The organism is Xanthomonas sp. NCPPB 2933 (genome assembly GCF_056725225.1).
The window spans coordinates 2,371,077-2,386,548 of record NZ_CM161518.1 but is presented as its reverse complement, the minus strand read 5'-3'; the positions used below and the strand labels follow the sequence as shown (position 1 = coordinate 2,386,548).

The 15,472-nt window shown below is 64.4% G+C and carries 14 protein-coding genes and 1 other RNA gene; 7 read left to right on the top strand and 8 right to left on the bottom strand.

Features of this window, described 5'->3' with window-relative positions:
- Positions 1-106: 106 nt before the first annotated feature.
- The 6 genes from AC1PLU_RS09750 to AC1PLU_RS09725 all read left to right on the top strand — a co-directional run bounded on the left by AC1PLU_RS09750 (position 107) and on the right by AC1PLU_RS09725 (position 5,564).
- The gene (locus AC1PLU_RS09750) at positions 107-1,093 is read left to right on the top strand and encodes a PhoH family protein (RefSeq protein ID WP_481108328.1); all 987 of its coding nucleotides are present in this window, start codon (positions 107-109) and stop codon (positions 1,091-1,093) included.
- Between the two features lie 220 nt (positions 1,094-1,313).
- Positions 1,314-1,799 (top strand): rRNA maturation RNase YbeY, encoded by a 486-nt coding sequence (gene ybeY / locus AC1PLU_RS09745; RefSeq protein ID WP_481108327.1) that lies wholly within the window; start codon positions 1,314-1,316, stop codon positions 1,797-1,799.
- The gene (locus tag AC1PLU_RS09740; protein WP_481108326.1) at positions 1,799-2,317 is read left to right on the top strand and encodes a hypothetical protein; all 519 of its coding nucleotides are present in this window, start codon (positions 1,799-1,801) and stop codon (positions 2,315-2,317) included. The genes ybeY and AC1PLU_RS09740 overlap by 1 nt, the downstream gene beginning before the upstream one ends.
- A gap of 96 nt (positions 2,318-2,413) precedes the next feature.
- On the top strand, positions 2,414-3,292 hold the full coding sequence (locus tag AC1PLU_RS09735; protein WP_104550075.1) for an HlyC/CorC family transporter: 879 nt from the start codon (positions 2,414-2,416) through the stop codon (positions 3,290-3,292).
- Positions 3,293-3,360: 68 nt separating this feature from the next.
- Entirely contained in the window at positions 3,361-4,548 is a 1,188-nt protein-coding gene (locus tag AC1PLU_RS09730; protein ID WP_481108497.1) for a lipoprotein N-acyltransferase Lnb domain-containing protein, read from the top strand.
- A 14-nt stretch (positions 4,549-4,562) separates the two neighbouring features.
- Positions 4,563-5,564 carry a magnesium and cobalt transport protein CorA gene (locus AC1PLU_RS09725; RefSeq protein WP_006449555.1) on the top strand — a complete coding sequence of 334 codons (1,002 nt, stop codon included), beginning with the start codon at positions 4,563-4,565 and terminating at the stop codon, positions 5,562-5,564.
- A gap of 188 nt (positions 5,565-5,752) precedes the next feature.
- On the opposite strand, the gene AC1PLU_RS09720 is transcribed toward AC1PLU_RS09725, so the two are convergent.
- The gene (locus tag AC1PLU_RS09720) at positions 5,753-7,144 is read right to left on the bottom strand and encodes an NAD-dependent succinate-semialdehyde dehydrogenase (protein WP_481108325.1); all 1,392 of its coding nucleotides are present in this window, start codon (positions 7,142-7,144) and stop codon (positions 5,753-5,755) included.
- A 254-nt stretch (positions 7,145-7,398) separates the two neighbouring features.
- Here AC1PLU_RS09720 and AC1PLU_RS09715 point away from each other — a divergent pair, with 254 nt between their 5' ends.
- Positions 7,399-7,818, top strand: a complete 420-nt coding sequence (locus AC1PLU_RS09715; protein ID WP_481108324.1) for a hypothetical protein — start codon at positions 7,399-7,401, stop codon at positions 7,816-7,818.
- Between the two features lie 139 nt (positions 7,819-7,957).
- Here AC1PLU_RS09715 and AC1PLU_RS09710 read toward each other — a convergent pair whose 3' ends face one another.
- From AC1PLU_RS09710 to AC1PLU_RS09680, 7 genes are all read right to left on the bottom strand, one after another.
- Positions 7,958-8,806 carry an ABC transporter permease subunit gene (locus AC1PLU_RS09710; protein ID WP_481108323.1) on the bottom strand — a complete coding sequence of 283 codons (849 nt, stop codon included), beginning with the start codon at positions 8,804-8,806 and terminating at the stop codon, positions 7,958-7,960.
- Positions 8,803-9,714: an ABC transporter permease subunit gene (locus AC1PLU_RS09705; RefSeq protein WP_481093413.1), complete on the bottom strand. Its 912-nt coding sequence runs from the start codon at positions 9,712-9,714 to the stop codon at positions 8,803-8,805. The genes AC1PLU_RS09710 and AC1PLU_RS09705 overlap by 4 nt, the downstream gene beginning before the upstream one ends.
- Positions 9,706-9,781, bottom strand: a non-coding RNA gene (locus AC1PLU_RS09700) — sX9 sRNA. The genes AC1PLU_RS09705 and AC1PLU_RS09700 overlap by 9 nt, the downstream gene beginning before the upstream one ends.
- A 61-nt stretch (positions 9,782-9,842) precedes the next feature.
- The gene (locus tag AC1PLU_RS09695; RefSeq protein ID WP_481093414.1) at positions 9,843-10,961 is read right to left on the bottom strand and encodes an ABC transporter ATP-binding protein; all 1,119 of its coding nucleotides are present in this window, start codon (positions 10,959-10,961) and stop codon (positions 9,843-9,845) included.
- 109 nt (positions 10,962-11,070) lie between these two features.
- Positions 11,071-12,561 (bottom strand): efflux transporter outer membrane subunit, encoded by a 1,491-nt coding sequence (locus AC1PLU_RS09690; RefSeq protein ID WP_481108322.1) that lies wholly within the window; start codon positions 12,559-12,561, stop codon positions 11,071-11,073.
- A gap of 4 nt (positions 12,562-12,565) precedes the next feature.
- Positions 12,566-14,152 (bottom strand): MDR family MFS transporter, encoded by a 1,587-nt coding sequence (locus tag AC1PLU_RS09685; RefSeq protein WP_104551716.1) that lies wholly within the window; start codon positions 14,150-14,152, stop codon positions 12,566-12,568.
- Positions 14,149-15,351, bottom strand: a complete 1,203-nt coding sequence (locus tag AC1PLU_RS09680) for an HlyD family secretion protein (protein ID WP_481108321.1) — start codon at positions 15,349-15,351, stop codon at positions 14,149-14,151. The genes AC1PLU_RS09685 and AC1PLU_RS09680 overlap by 4 nt, the downstream gene beginning before the upstream one ends.
- Positions 15,352-15,472 lie beyond the last annotated feature (121 nt).

Below are 15,472 nucleotides of genomic sequence, written 5' to 3'. Positions count from 1 at the left end.
GGTCACGCCGCCGTGCCGCCGGGCGTGTTGGTGGGATCACACGCTGCGCGCTACCCTTTTCGCCCCGCCCTACCGACGCCGCATGCATGCGCTGTCCGAGCCGACCATGAACTCATCTGCACACCGCGACTTCACCCTGGAACCCGACGACACCGAGCGCCTGGCCAATCTGGCCGGCCCATTCGACGCGCACTTGCGCCAGATCGAACTCAAGCTCGGCGTGGAGATCGCCAACCGCGGCAACATCTTCCGTGTCACCGGCCCGGAGCCGGCCATCACCGCCGCGCAGACGCTGCTGATCGCGTTGTACGACGAGGCCGCCTCCACCCTTTTCGACAACCACGCGATCCATCTGCGCCTGAACGATGCCAACGTCGAACACGTGGTCGAGCGTTCCTACGAAGCCCAGGACGTGGCGATCAAGGTCAAGCGCGGCACTGTGCGTGGACGCGGCGCCAATCAGGCCAAGTACCTGCATGCGATCGCCACCCACGACATCAACTTCGGCATCGGCCCGGCTGGTACCGGCAAGACCTTCCTGGCGGTCGCCTGCGCTGTGGAAGCCTTGAACGAATCGCGCGTGCAGCGACTGATTCTGGTGCGTCCAGCGGTGGAAGCCGGCGAAAAATTGGGCTTTCTGCCCGGCGATCTGAGCCAGAAGGTGGACCCGTACCTGCGCCCGCTGTACGACGCGCTGTACGAAATGCTGGGCGTGGAAAAAGTGGTCAAGCTGCTGGAGCGCAACGTCATCGAGATCGCGCCGCTGGCTTACATGCGCGGCCGCACGCTCAACGATGCCTACGTGATTCTCGACGAAGCGCAGAACACCACCATCGAGCAGATGAAGATGTTCCTGACCCGCCTGGGCTTCGGCTCCACCGCAGTGATCACCGGCGACCTGACCCAGATCGACCTGCCCAAACACGTCAAATCCGGCCTGCGCGATGCGGTGGAAGTGCTGCGCGATGTGGACGGCGCCAGCTTCACCTTTTTCGAAGCACGCGACGTGGTGCGCCACCCGCTGGTGCAGCGCATCGTGACTGCGTATGAACGCCGCGATCAGCAGGACGCTGCCAAGAGCGAGACGGAGTGATGCAGCACCGTGCCGGCCCTGTGCCGGCAGGCAGGTCGTTCGCGGGAGCCGCAGACCGCGACAATCCGGCGTCGTTTCAACCGTGAATGTCCGGGATTACAATCGTGGCTGCAGCCGTGGCCCGCTCGCTCGTGCGAGTGACGGCGTTGCCGGCGGGCCCGCAGTGAAGTCGCCGATCACCTGCTCCCACTGAATCCCTCTTGCCCAGGAAACTCTCGCCATGACCCGTGGACCTGTCCGTCTCGACGTCGCTGTCAGTTACGCGCTGCCGCGCGCCGGTTTGCCCTCGGCGGTGAGTTTTCGCAAGTGGGTGGCTGCCGCGCTGAAGGGACGCATCCGCGAGGCCGATCTGGCGGTGCGCATTGTCGATGAAAAGGAAGGCTGCTCGCTCAACCATCATTACCGCGGCAAGGATTACGCCACCAATGTGCTGAGCTTCCCGGCCGAGTTGCCCGAAGGCCTGCCCAAGGGCGTCAAGATGCCGCTGCTGGGCGATCTGGTGATCTGCGCGCCGGTGGTGGCGCGCGAGGCGGCCGAACAAAGCAAATCGCTGGCCTCGCATTACGCGCATCTGACCGTGCATGGCACCTTGCATCTGCTCGGCTGGGACCACGAAGACGACAAGGAGGCCGATGCGATGGAACAACTCGAACGCGAGATCCTGGCTGATCTCGGCATCGACGACCCGTACGCGGGGGAACTTTGATGCGTGCCGGCGTCGCAGCTGTTTTGCTGTTGCTGACCTCCTCCACCGCCTGGGCCCAGGCCGCGCCGGTGCGGCCCGATCTGTCCGCGTTGATCGAATGCCGCCAGCGCATCGGCGACTTCAGCGCGCTGGCGCCGGTACTGGCCGACCCGCTCAAAGCGGTCGCGCTGGGCTGGACGCCGCTGGAGCAGGCCAACCTGTTCATGACCGAATACACGCTCAACACGCCGATCAGCGTGTTCGGCCACAGCACCACCCACATCGCGTTTTCCGGCGCCAGCATCATGGCGTTACTGGACCTGCCCGACCCGCGCCCGCTGGCCAAGCAGTTGAACCTGGAACTGGGTGTGGATAACGCCGACAAGATCATGTACGGCCGCGAGCTGGTCAGCGAAGACACCACCAATCCGAAGACCGGCGAGGCGATGATCGAATCGGTGGTGCTCAGCGTCTCCAACGTGAAATCCCACCCCGGCAAGACCGTGGTCGGCTGCGGTTACAGCCTGGATCTACCCTGACAGCGGGCGCCCCTGCGCCCTGTCCACAGCGCCTTAGCGGCTTCCTGTTAGACTGACCGCTATCGCCTGGTTTGCCGGGTGCCGTCCACCGTCACGATGTCAGAAGACGACAGTAGCCAATCCCAAGAAACACCCGAAAAACGCCGTAGCTGGCTCGAGCGCCTGAGCGCTGCCTTCTCTGGCGAACCCCATACCCGCGACGAACTGGTCGCGCTGCTGCGGACCGCCGAGCAAGACGGTCTCATCGCCGCTGACACCTTACGCATGATGGAAGGCGCGATCTCCGTGTCCGAGCTCACCGTGGGCGACGTGATGATTTCGCGCTCGCAAATGGTCTCGCTCCCCGTAGAGGCGCGCTTTCTGGACCTGATGCAGCAGGTGGTCGAATCCGGCCATTCGCGCTTCCCGGTGCACGGCGAGAACAAGGACGAAGTGCTCGGCATCCTGCTGGCCAAGGATTTGTTGCGCGGCGTGGTCGCCGACAACGGCCCTGGCAACGTGCGCGAGCTGCTGCGCCCGGCGGTGCTGATCCCGGAGTCGAAGAAGCTCAACGTGCTGCTCAAGGAATTCCGCCTGTCGCGCAACCACATGGCGATCGTGGTGGACGAGTACGGCGGCGTCGCCGGGCTGGTCACCATTGAAGACGTGCTGGAGCAGATCGTCGGCCAGATCGACGACGAGCACGACGATGCCGAAGAAGAGAATTCGCTGATCGCGATTCAGGCCGATGGCCGCTACGTGGTCGATGCGCTGACGCCGATCGAAGATTTCAACGAGCGCTTTGGTGCCGACTTCCCCGATGACGAGTACGACACCGTCGGTGGCCTGGTCACCGATGCGATCGGCCACCTGCCGGAAACCGGTGAAGAGCTGACCCTGGGGCGCTTTGCGTTTCGTGTGGCCAAGGCCGATGCGCGGCGCGTGCATGCCTTCCACGTCACCATATTGCCGCCCGACCCGCAGGACGACGCTTGAACCCGTTGCATGGCATTTCCGCTGCAGCGTTACGCCGCGGCAGCGTTCGGCGATGGGCTGCGTTCTGCATCCTGGCGTTGTTGGCGTTGCTGATCGCACCGGTGGCAGTCGCTCAGGCGCCCGTCGAAACGACCGGGCCAGCACCGCGCGTTGGCGTGGTCACCATGCAGCCCGGCGAAGTGTTTTTCGAACGCTTCGGCCACGATGCCATCGTGGTGGTCGACCCGGTCACCCAGCAGGCCACCTCGTACAACTTCGGCTTTTTCGACCCGAGCGAGCCGGACTTCGTGCCGCGTTTTACCCGCGGCGAGATGATGTATTACCTGGTGGCGCTGCCGCTGGAGGAAGACCTGTCGCAGTACCGTAACGTCGGCCGCGGGGTCAGCATCCAGTGGCTGGATCTGCCGCCCGAAAAGGCGCGCGCACTGGCCGATGGGCTGGCCGTGCGCAGCCAGCCCGAGAACGCGCGCTATCACTACGATTATTTCGTGGCCAACTGCGCCACGATGGTCCGCGACACGCTGGATAGAGCGATGGGCGGCGCGCTGAAATCGCAGCTGGCCGGTCGTTCGCGCGGCAACACCTTCCGCAGCGAAGCGGTGCGCCTGGCCTCCCCTGCCCCGTGGATGTGGCTGGGCTTCGACCTGGGCCTGGGGCCGTACGCAGATCGCCCGTTGTCGCGCTGGGAAGAAGCTTTCGTGCCGATGCGTCTGGCCGATAGCCTCACCCAGGTGCATAACAGCGTCGGCCGCCCGTTGGTGCAATCCACCCAGGTGTTGCTACCGCATCGCATCGCACCGGAGCCGGACGAACAGCAACGTCATTGGTGGCCGTGGCTGCTGACCGGGCTGATCGTCGCTGCCGGCGTACTGGCACTCGGTCGCAGGCAGCGGCTGTTGGCCGCACTTGCGCTGCCGTACTGGCTGCTGTGCGCGATCGGCGGCGGGCTGCTGGTGTATCTATGGGGCTTCACCGCGCATCAATCGGCCTGGGCCAACCGCAACCTGTTATTGGTCAACCCGCTGTGCGCGCTGTTGCTGATCGGCGGTATCGCAGTGCTCCGCGGGCGCCGGCCCGGACGCTGGTTCGACGTGCTGCGCTGGGTGGTTGCCGCCGCCGCATTGGTGGCCCTGCTGATTCATTGGTTGTCGTTCCAGGCGCAGGACAACCTGCAATGGGTACTGCTGCTGTTGCCGATCCACGCAGCGCTCGCGATCGCCTTGCGGCGGCGTGACTTGTCCATCCGCACGCGCTGATCCAGGATGCGCCCATGAACCATCACGGCCGCCATCCGGACAACCCGTCCTGCGTCATCACCTGCGCGTATTACGACGGCGATGCCGAACGCCACGACATCAGCCTGGAGCAGATCAGCGACGTGCTGCAGCGCCCGGATGGCTTTGTCTGGGTCGGTCTGTACGAGCCGCAGGAATCTGTGCTGCACAAGCTGCAGGACGAGTTCGGCCTGCATGATCTGGCGATCGAAGATGCGCTCAAGGCGCACCAACGGCCCAAGGCCGAGAGCTACGGCAATTCGCTGTTCGTGGTGGTCAATACTGCCCAGCTGGTGAACGAGCGCATCCGCTATGGCGAGACGCACGCGTTTCTCGGCACACGCTTCTTGTTGACCGTGCGGCATGGTGCCTCGCTGTCGTATACGCCGGTGCGGCACCGGGTCGAACGCGAACCGGCGATGCTGCGCATGGGCGCCTCGTTCTGTCTGTACGGCGTGCTCGACTTTGTGGTCGACAATTATCTGCCGATCATGGATGAGTTCCGCGACACGCTGGAAGGCCTGGAAAAAGACATCTTTGCCGATAACTACAAGCGCGAGACCGTGGTGCGCCTGTACGAACTCAAGCGCGAACTCAACAAGATGCGGCTGGTGGTGGCGCCGCTGCAGGACGTGCTCTCACACCTGAAGCGCAACCCGGGCTCACTGATCCACGAAGAAGTCGGCATCTACCTGCGCGACGTGCTCGATCACGCCGTGCGCATCAACGACGCCATCGACACCTTGCGCGAAATGCTGGGCACTGCGCTGAGTGTGAACCTGTCGATGGTGACCCTGGCCCAGGGCGAGACCGTCAAACGCTTAGGCGCATGGGCTGCATTGCTGGCCGCCCCTACCCTGATCACCAGTTGGTACGGCATGAATTTCACCCACATGCCCGAGCTGGACAAACGCTACGCGTACCCGCTGCTGGTAGCCGGTGTGGTTGGCTCGTGCCTGGTGCTGTATCGCCTGTTCAAGCGCGCGCGGTGGCTGTGAGGCCGCTTTGCGGCCGGGATTGGGGAGTTGGGATTCGGGATTGGTTAGAGCCGCATCGTTGACCGGGCGTGTAACCCGTACCCTCATCCGCCCTTCGGGCACCTTCTCCCGACGGGAGAAGGGAAGTGCATCGCTTGTACAAATCCTGATTGTGCGAATCCCCAATCCCGACTCACCAATCCCTGCAATCAAGCCACATAGATCGTCTTGATATTCATGAACTCATGAATGCCATGCTCGGCCAGCTCGCGCCCGAAACCGGAGCGCTTGATCCCACCGAATGGCAAACGCACATCACTCTTGACCACCGAATTGACGAACGCCGCACCGCATTGCAACTGCTGCGCCACGCGCTCGCCGTGTTTGGCATCTGCCGTCCACACGCTGCCGCCCAGACCGAAGGTGGTGTCGTTGGCCACACGCACCGCTTCTGCTTCGTCGGCCACGCGGATCACCGAGGCGACCGGGCCGAACAACTCTTCCTCGTAAGCCGGCATGCCCGGGGCAACACGGTCGAGAATGGTGGTGGGATAGCCTGAATGCGAGCCAGCCACAGGCTCGCCACCGAGCAGCACCTTTGCGCCCTTCTCCACGCTGGCCTGCACCTGCTTGTGCAACTCGTCGCGCAGGTCGGCGCGTGCCATCGGCGCGAGCGTGGTGGTTTCCTGCTGCGGGTCGCCGAGCACACGCTTGGACGCGGCAGCGACAAAGCGTTCGATGAATTGATCGGCAATCGCGTCCACCACGATGAAGCGCTTGGCGGCGATGCAGGTCTGCCCGCTGTTGTCGAAACGCGACTGCACGGCAGACGTGACGGTGTGCTCCAGATCGGCGTCTTCCAGCACCACGAAGGCATCGCTGCCGCCGAGTTCCATCACGCATTTCTTCAACTGGTCGCCCGCGTTTGCGGCCAGCGACCGGCCCGCACGCTCGCTACCGGTGAGCGTCACTGCGGCGATGCGATCGTCACGCAACACGTCAGCCGCCTGGTCGTTGTCGATATGCAGCACATCGAACACGCCCGGCGGAATACCAGCAGCATCGAGCACTTCTTTCATCGCATCGGCGCAACGCGGCACATTGCTGGCGTGCTTGAGCAACGCGACGTTGCCGGCCATCAGGCCCGGTGCGAGAAAGCGAAACGCCTGCCACAACGGGAAATTCCACGGCATCACCGCAAAGACGCAGCCCAACGGCTCGTAACGTACGTAGCTGGATTGCGCTTCGGTGGGGATGTCGCGCGGTGCCAGATACTCGGCCGCGTGATCTGCGTAGTACGCGCAACCCTGCGCGCACTTGTCGACCTCGGCCAGCGCTTCATGGCGCAACTTGCCCATCTCGGCAGTCATGATGCGCTGCAGATCGTCGCGCCGTTTGCTCAGCTCTTCACCGACGCGGCGCAGCAAGGCGCCCCGCTCGGCCAGCGGCAGCGCCGCCCAGGTGGGAAACGCCTTGGCAGCAGCGGCCAGACGCGCCTCGATGGCGGCGGCATCCAGGGTTTGCTGGGTGTGCTCGACCTGGCCATTGGCCGGGTTGACGGTGTCGTAGGACATGACGGTCTCCTGTAGCAAGGCGGTCATGCTAGTCGCCGGGAAGTTGCAGCCGCGTCACAACCATCTGAAATCGCTGCAACGCTGTGTTTGCCCGCACCCCGACGGAATGCCGCAGCGCGATCACATGGCGCTTGCGACCCCAACATGACCGCCCGGAAGCGCCTGCCCGAAACAGACTGTCGCCAGTGGCCCAACTTTACTTTGCGCAATGGCATGACAGGGCCAGAAATGCTCTAGCATTCCGGCTCTGATCAGAATCGATCACTCACGGAAGAACCTCGATGCGTTTGTTCTTTTGCACTGCGTTGGCGATCGTCGTAAGCGCATTCCTGCCCGGTTGCGCGTTCATCCAGGACGTGATGCGCGGACCACGCCCCAGCGCGAACGGATTCGTGACCGTGACTTGCACCAACAACCTGCCCAACCCTGCCCAGCCATGCGAGGAGGAGGCAGTGCGGGCCTGCTCGGACACTGCCATCCGCCAGTTCGTGACCGCCAGTTCCTTGCCGAACATGGTCACGATCTATCCGAGCAAACAGGAACGCAAAGACAATAAGCGCGATGGCAAAAGCAACCGCGATGATCGGCCCGCCGAGCAGCCCAGAACCGAGCAGCAGGGTTACGAGATCAGCGCCGAGTACCAGTGCTTTTTGACCAAACCGCAGCCATGGGATAGCGGCTATACGCCTCCGGCCAAGTAAGCGCGGCCAACGAAACAACAGCGCAGCAGCAAGGCAGGCGCCCGTCACCCACATGTACCCTGCGTGCACCGCAGTTCCGAGCGGTGCAGTCCACTTCGATGTAAGCGCTGCCTACTACCGCTTCAATACCGGCACGCGCTCAGAGAGCGGATTGCAATGCCAATTGCGCATCGCGTTGACGGCGTTTTTCGCTGCGCGCCAACAGCCACCACCCGATCACCGCGGCGACCGAGACCGCCAGCACCATCACCGTCGCGAGCGCATTGATCTTGGGGCTGATGCCCAGCCGCACCGAGGCGAATACCTTGATCGGCAGCGTGGTGGAATTGGGCCCGGCCAGAAAACTGGCGATCACCACATCGTCCAGCGATAGCGTGAAGGCGAGCAGCCAGCCCGAGGCCAATGCGGGGGCGATGATCGGCAAGGTGATCAGGAAGAACACTTTCAGCGGTGTCGCACCGAGATCCATCGCGGCTTCTTCCAGCGAACGATCCAGCTCCTGCAGCCGCGAGGAGATCACCACCGTGACGAACGAGACGGTGAAGGTGACATGCGCCACCCAGATCGCGACCGCCCCGCGCGGTGCGATACCGAGCACCCCGCCCATCGACACCAGCAACAGCAGGATCGACAGGCCGATGATCACTTCCGGCATCACCAAGGGCGCGGTAATCAACGCACCGAACAAGGTTTTGCCGGGAAAGCGCCGCATGCGCACCATTGCCATCGCCGCCATGGTGCCCAGCACTGTCGATGCACACGCGGTCCAGAATGCCACTTCCAGGCTGACCCAGCCCGCGTCCAGCAACTGCCGGTCGCGCAGCAATTCGCCATACCAGCGCGTGGAAAAACCGCCCCACACGGTGGCCAGGCGCGAGGCGTTGAACGAGTACACCATCAGCAACAGGATCGGCAGGTACAGAAAGCCGAAACCCAGCGCGAGCACGCTGCCGCCAAGCACGCGTCTACTGCGAGAGGCGCGCATCATGTGAGCCGCCCTTCCAGCTCGCGCTGTTGATAACGGTGGAAGATCACGATCGGCACCAGCAACAACAACAACATCACAGTGGCTACTGCAGCGGCCACCGGCCAGTCGCGATTGTTGAAGAACTCGCCCCACAGCACGCGGCCGATCATCAAGGTGTTGGGGCCGCCCAACATTTCCGGAATCACGAACTCGCCCACCGCCGGAATCATCACCAGCATGCAGCCGGCCACGATGCCGTTGCGCGAGAGCGGCAAAGTGATGCGCACAAACGCCTGCCACGGCCGCGCGCCCAGATCGTAGGCCGCCTCAAGCAAACGTTGATCGTGCTTGACCAGATTGGCGTACAGCGGCAACACCATGAAGGGCAGATAGCAGTAGACGATGCCGATGTAGGCGGCGATCGGGGTGTACAGCAGGTGCAACGGCTGCCGGATAACGCCCAGTGCCAGCAGCGCCTGATTGAGCAATCCGTTGCCGTCGAGGATGCCGATCCAGGCGTACACGCGGATCAGGAACGAGGTCCACGATGGCAGCACTACCAGCATCATCGCCACGTTGCGCGTGGCCAGCGGCAGGCGCGCGATCACGTAGGCCATCGGGTAGCCGATTAGCAGCGCAAGCGCCGTGGAGATCGCTGCGATCTTGATCGAACTCGCATACGCCGCCACGTACTGGCTGTCGCGCAACAAGACCAGATAGTTGCCCAGATGCAGCTTGATGCTCACCGCGCCATCGGCAGCCACGGCGAACAATGGCGTGTACGGCGGCATTGCGGTGGCGTGCTCGGCGAAGGAGATCTTCAGCACGATCAGGAACGGAATCGCGAAGAAAAGCAGCAGCCACAGATACGGTGCGGCGATCACGCCCCAGCGTGCGCCCGGCAGTGCATGGCGAAGAGTGGCTAGCAAAACGTAGCGAGCAGTCGCCAGGGGGGCGCGGACGGCGCGGAGGAACCGCAGTGTACGAGTGGTACATGAGGATTCCGAGCACCGGCCGCGCGCCCCTGGCGGCTGCGCAGTAGTTTTGCTGGCCGCTCTCATGCGGTCAGCACCACGCCATCGTCCTCGCCCCAGCCCACCCACACCGCATCGCCCCAGGTCAGCGCTTCGCTGGCCCAACGCTGGCGGTTAGCGAAATGGGCCATCAACTTGAAGCCGCTCGGCAAGCGCACGTGATACACCGAATGGCTGCCGAAATAGGCGATGTCTTCGATCACCCCGTGCGCCTTGTTGCAGGTCTGCGCGGGTTCGTCCTTGCCGATGGCGAGTTTTTCGGGACGTAGCGCGAACGCCACCGTTTGCCCTGCGAACCCGGTGATGCCATGCCCGATGCGGATGGGTGCAGCGAATGCCGATGTTTTCAAACTGACGTAATCCGGCTCGTCTTCGACGATGACCGCGTCGATCAGATTGACCGAGCCGATGAATTCGGCAGCGAAGCGGTTGGCCGGTTGTTCGTAGATCTCGTCGGGGGTGCCGACCTGCTGGATCCAGCCCTTGTCCATCAGCGCGATGCGGGTGGCCATGGTCATGGCCTCTTCCTGGTCGTGGGTGACCATGACGCAGGTGACGCCGGAGGTTTCGATGATGTTGACCAGTTCCAGCTGCATCTGCGAGCGCAGCTTCTTGTCCAGCGCGCCCATCGGTTCGTCCAGCAACAGCAGCTTGGGCCGCTTGGCCAGCGAGCGCGCCAACGCCACGCGTTGCTGCTGCCCGCCGGATAATTGATGCGGCTTGCGCTTGGCCAAGCTGCCGAGCTGCACCAGCTCCAGCATCTCGCCGACACGCGCGGCGATGGCGGATTTGGACAAGGCTTCCTGCTTCAATCCGAATGCGATGTTCTGCTCCACGCTCATGTGCGGAAACAGCGCATACGACTGGAACATCATGTTGATCGGGCGCTCGTACGGCGGCAGCGCGTCGATGGGTTGGCCATCGAGCACGATGCGCCCCTTGGTCGGCCGTTCGAAGCCGGCCAGGCAGCGCAGCAATGTGGACTTGCCGCTGCCCGAGCCGCCCAGCAGCGCGAAGATCTCGCCCTTGCGGATCTGCAGGCTGACATCGTCGACCGCGACGAAGCCGTCGAACTCCTTGCGGACCTCGCTGATGCTCAGATACGCGGTGTCGCCGGTGGAGAGCTGCTCGGGAACTGCCATGAAACCTCTCGATTGCGAAGGCGCGAGGACCGCACTGGCGACCACTCACCGCATCATGGCAAAACCCGACTGCGGCTGCAGCGCTTGCGCCCGCCGCATCAGGAATCGCTCAGCGCGCCTCCTGCGCCGGTTCGCTCCAGCCCAGGCCCAGGCTTTTCTGCAAGGCCACGTAGTTCACCAGCAACTGCACCTGCGCCTGCGCGGCTGCGTCCTGCGCGGATAGTTGCTGGCGTTGCACATCGAGCAGGTCGATCGACGAAGTGGCGCCGGCATCGCGCCGCTGCTGCATCAGTCCGGCCGAGCGCGTGGCCGAGGCTTCGGCCTGCCGCGCCACCACCAGTTGCTTGCGCGCCGAGCCGAAGCGCGCCAACGCGGAATTGGCATCCTGCAACGCACCCAGCACGGTACCCTCGTACGCGGCCTCGCGGCCGGCATTGCCGGCACGCGCCTGCTCCACCTGGGCCTTGGTGCGGCCGAAATCGAAGATCGACCAGCGCAACATCGGCACCGCCAACGTGGTCAATGCATCGGAATTGAAATCGCCTGGCGAACCTGCCACCCAGCTCAGACCGCCCAGCAGGGTCACCTGCGGGAAATAGCCGTTCAATGCCTCGCCGATCTGCGCGCTGGAGGCAGCCAGCTCGCGCTCGGCCTTGCGCACGTCGGGGCGGCGACGGATCAACGCACCGGCATCGTCCACACGCACCTGGGTGGGCAACATCGGCAACGGCTGCGCTGTGCTCAATTGCGTATCCAGTGCACCGGGCTCGCGCCCGACCATCAACGCCAGCTGGTCCAATGCCTCCTGCGATTGCATGTCCAGCGGCAGGCGTTGCGCCTGTTGCTGCTGCACTTGCGTGGCGATCTGCTCGACCTGCAGATCCGAAGCAGCGCCTTGTTCGCGGCGCTGCTGGGTCAGCCGCAAGGTCTGCCCGATCTTGTCGAGGTTGGCGTCGGCAATGGCCAGACGCGCCTGCAGCCCGCGGTAGTTGAGATAGACCTGCCCGACTTCGGCAGCCAGCTGCACCTGCGCATCGGCCAGCTCGGCTTCGGAGGCCTGCGCCTGTGCCAGCGCACCTTCGGCGGCGCGGCGGCGGCGGCCGAACAGATCCAGCTCCCAGCTCGCATCGAAGCCGACGCTGTAGATCTGCGTCTTGTCCAGACTCGCCTCCTCGTTGCCCGCGGCCGGCGGCTGGCTGTTCTGGCCATTCTGCAACTCGCCGAGCGTATCGACGATGGTCTGCGGCGGCTCGGCATACGCGTACAAGGCGCTGGCATTGAGCTTGGGCAGACGCTCGGCGCGACGCTGGCGTGCCAGTGCGCGGTTAGCCAACAACCGCGCCTGCGCGGCACGCAGATCGGGGCTGTCGGCCAACGCCTGGGTGACCAGTTGGGTGAGCATCGGATCGTGCAGCTCCTCCCACCAGTGATTCAACGGCGCAGCGGCAACCACCTCGGCGCCACTTGCGCGATGCAATGCCGGCGCCTGCATGGCCGCATCGGCCACGACCGGCGCCTTGGTGTAGTTGGGGCCGAGCATGCAGCCGCCGAGCAGCACCGCGCTCAGCGCGGCTGCTAGCGGCATGCGGATCAGGCGCATGGAATCAGTGCATTGCAAGGTGCGCCCCCTTGGGTAACGGCTTGAGCAAAAAGGCCAGCGGAATCGTGCAGACCACGATCACGCCGAAGATCCAGAACAGATCGCTATAGGTCATCACCAGCGCCTGCTGCTGCACCAGGCGCGCCAGCTGCGCGATCGAGCGGATCGCGGCCTCCGCACCGGCGCTGCCCTGCATCTGCGCGCCCAGACCTGACAAGAACTCCTGCGCGCGCGAGGCGTTGGCGGTAATCGCGCTGCCGATGGTTTCGGTATGGAAGGTCATGCGGCGCTCCTGAAACGTGGAGATCAGCGCCAGGCCCACCGAGCCGCCCAGGTTGCGGCCGGCGTTGAACAAGCCCGATGCGTCGCCGGCCAGCTCCGGCGGCACCGACGAAATCGCGGCCTGATTCAACGACATCATCGCCAGCGCCAACCCGCAGCCCTGCAGCAACTGGCCGGCGACAAAATGCATGCCCACGGTGTCGGCAGTCAGCGACAGATTGACGAAACAGGCCGCGGCAAAACAGATCAGCCCGGCGATCACCAGAATGCGCACATCCACCACTTCCAGCAGCTTGGGCATCATCGGCATCAGCAGCACGGTCGGCAGGCCGGACAGCAGCAGCACGTAGCCGGCCTGCTCGGTGTTGTAGCCGGAGATCACCGCCAGAAACTGCGGAATCATGTACATGACCCCGAACAGGATCATGCCCACCGCCATGATCATGACGAACACCGCGCCGAAGCTGCGATGCAGCAACAACGACAAGTGGATCACCGGCGGCCGGCGACGGAACTGGGTGATCACCAAGGCGATGAAGCCGCTCAGGGAGATCAGGCTCAGCATGTTGATCTCGCTGGATTCGAACCAGCGCTCGCGCTGGCCTTCTTCCAGCACCACGGTGAGCCCGCCCAGGCCGGCGGTGAGGCCATAGATGCCCAACCAGTCGGCATCGAGCAGGCCGGCCCAATCGCCTTTTTCATGCTTCAACCCGAGCAGCAACAAGGCCACCAGGCCGACGCAGATCGGCACGTTGATGAAGAACGCGTAATGCCAGCTGACGTTTTCGGTGAGCCAGCCGCCCAGCAGCGGGCCGATCACCGGGCCCATGATCACGGTCATGCCGAACAAGGCGGTGCCCATGGTCTGCTGGCTGGGCGGCAGGCGCGTGGCGACGATGGTCAGCGCGGTGGGAATCAACGCACCGCCGGCCAGACCCTGCCCGACGCGGCCGATGATCATCATCGTCAACGAGGTCGACAGGCCGCACACCACCGAAAACGCGGTGAACATCACTGCGCAGATCAGCAGGAAGTTGCGCAGGCCCAGCGTGCGCACGAACCAGCCGGTCAGCGGGATCATGATGATCTCGGCGACCAGATACGCAGTGGAAATCCAGGTGCCTTCGGTGCCGCTGGCGCCCACTTCGCCCTGGATGGTGGGCAGCGCCGCGTTGACAATGGAGATATCCAGCGTCGCCATGAACGAGCCGATGGTGCCGGCCAGTACCGCCAGCCAGGCGCCCGGTTCGGCCTTCTCGCGTTGGGCGCTGCCGCCGGCACGCGGGCCGGTGGCTGCGGCTGCACTCATCGCGCGCGCTCCTGCGCCTGCACGCGATCGGATTCCTCCTCGGCCCGTTGCTTGGCGTCCTTGGCCGAGCGCGTATCCACCGTCACTTCGACCGACATGCCCGGCACCAGCACCTTGCGCGCCTCGTCACCGGCCAGCACGCGAATCCGCACCGGAATGCGCTGGACGACTTTGGTGAAGTTGCCGGTGGCGTTTTCCGGCGGCAGCAGTGCGAATTGCGAACCGGTGCCCGGCGACAGGCTTTCGATCTTGCCGTGCAGCTTCACGCCCGACAGCGCATCGACCTCGATCTCGGCCGGTTGGCCCGGACGCATCAGGCCGACCTGGGTTTCCTTGAAGTTGGCGACCAGGTACAGCGATTGCTGCGGCACGATGGTCATGGTGCGGGTGCCGGCGCCGAGGAACTGGCCCACCTGCACGGTCTTGTCGCCGACCCGGCCACGGATGCGGCTGGTGAGGAGGGTGTCTTCCACCGCCACGCGGGCCTGGTCGGCATCGGCGGTGGCCTGCTTCACGCCGGCCTGCGCCTGCTCCAGCTGTGCATTGCTGGCCAGGATCTGGCTCTGCGCGCCCTTGGCCTGTGCCTGCGCCGCGTCGTACTGGGCGCGTGCGCGGGCCAGTTCGTGCTGCAGGCTTTCCTGATGTTCGTGGGTGTCTGCACCCGAGGCGGCCAACGGGGCGAAGCGCTTCACTTCGGCCTGGGCGAATTTCAGGCTTGCTGCTGCCGAGGTCACCTGGCTACGCGCCTGCACCAGCGACGACTCCTGCCCGGACACGTTGGCGGTTGCCGCAGCGATATCGGCCTGGCGCGCGGCGATTGCGGCCTCGGCCTGCTGCAGGGTCGCCTGGTAGGTGCGGTCGTCGATCTGCAGCAGCGGCTGGCCGGCCTCCACGATCTGGTTGTCGCCCACCATCACCTTGGTCACATAGCCGCTGACGCGCGGCGCAACCGCCACCGAATCGGCCTGCAGATAAGCGTTATTGGTGCTCTGCATGTAGCGGCCCTTGATCAGGTAGTAGGCCAGCCACAGCGCCAGCAACACCACCACCAGCAGGCCGACCACGATCAGCGTCCACTTCACCTTGGGGTTCTTCAACGGCGAGGGCTCGGGCGGCTCCTGCTGATTGTGTGCAGCGTTGCCTTGGGCATCCTGGGCCGAAGCCTGGCCGTCGTTGGACTGGTGATCGTGGTTGCTCAAAGTCAGGCGTCCTGTGTCGTGGGCGAGGCGCGCGCAACGACGTGCCGCAGCAGCGGTTCCGGCGAAGGCGGCGCAACCATACAATTATTTGAACCGCCCGGTACAGATTGCGTGACGAGCC

What these genes read in the sequence shown, in the direction of transcription:
- AC1PLU_RS09750 (WP_481108328.1), top strand. Translation starts at nt 107, where the DNA reads ATGAACTCATCTGCACACCGCGACTTCACCCTGGAACCCGACGACACC.
- ybeY (WP_481108327.1), top strand. Translation starts at nt 1,314, where the DNA reads ATGACCCGTGGACCTGTCCGTCTCGACGTCGCTGTCAGTTACGCGCTG.
- AC1PLU_RS09740 (WP_481108326.1), top strand. Translation starts at nt 1,799, where the DNA reads ATGCGTGCCGGCGTCGCAGCTGTTTTGCTGTTGCTGACCTCCTCCACC.
- AC1PLU_RS09735 (WP_104550075.1), top strand. Translation starts at nt 2,414, where the DNA reads ATGTCAGAAGACGACAGTAGCCAATCCCAAGAAACACCCGAAAAACGC.
- AC1PLU_RS09725 (WP_006449555.1), top strand. Translation starts at nt 4,563, where the DNA reads ATGAACCATCACGGCCGCCATCCGGACAACCCGTCCTGCGTCATCACC.
- AC1PLU_RS09720 (WP_481108325.1), bottom strand. Translation starts at nt 7,144, where the DNA reads ATGACCGCCTTGCTACAGGAGACCGTCATGTCCTACGACACCGTCAAC.
- AC1PLU_RS09715 (WP_481108324.1), top strand. Translation starts at nt 7,399, where the DNA reads ATGCGTTTGTTCTTTTGCACTGCGTTGGCGATCGTCGTAAGCGCATTC.
- AC1PLU_RS09710 (WP_481108323.1), bottom strand. Translation starts at nt 8,806, where the DNA reads ATGATGCGCGCCTCTCGCAGTAGACGCGTGCTTGGCGGCAGCGTGCTC.
- AC1PLU_RS09695 (WP_481093414.1), bottom strand. Translation starts at nt 10,961, where the DNA reads ATGGCAGTTCCCGAGCAGCTCTCCACCGGCGACACCGCGTATCTGAGC.
- AC1PLU_RS09690 (WP_481108322.1), bottom strand. Translation starts at nt 12,561, where the DNA reads ATGCGCCTGATCCGCATGCCGCTAGCAGCCGCGCTGAGCGCGGTGCTG.
- AC1PLU_RS09685 (WP_104551716.1), bottom strand. Translation starts at nt 14,152, where the DNA reads ATGAGTGCAGCCGCAGCCACCGGCCCGCGTGCCGGCGGCAGCGCCCAA.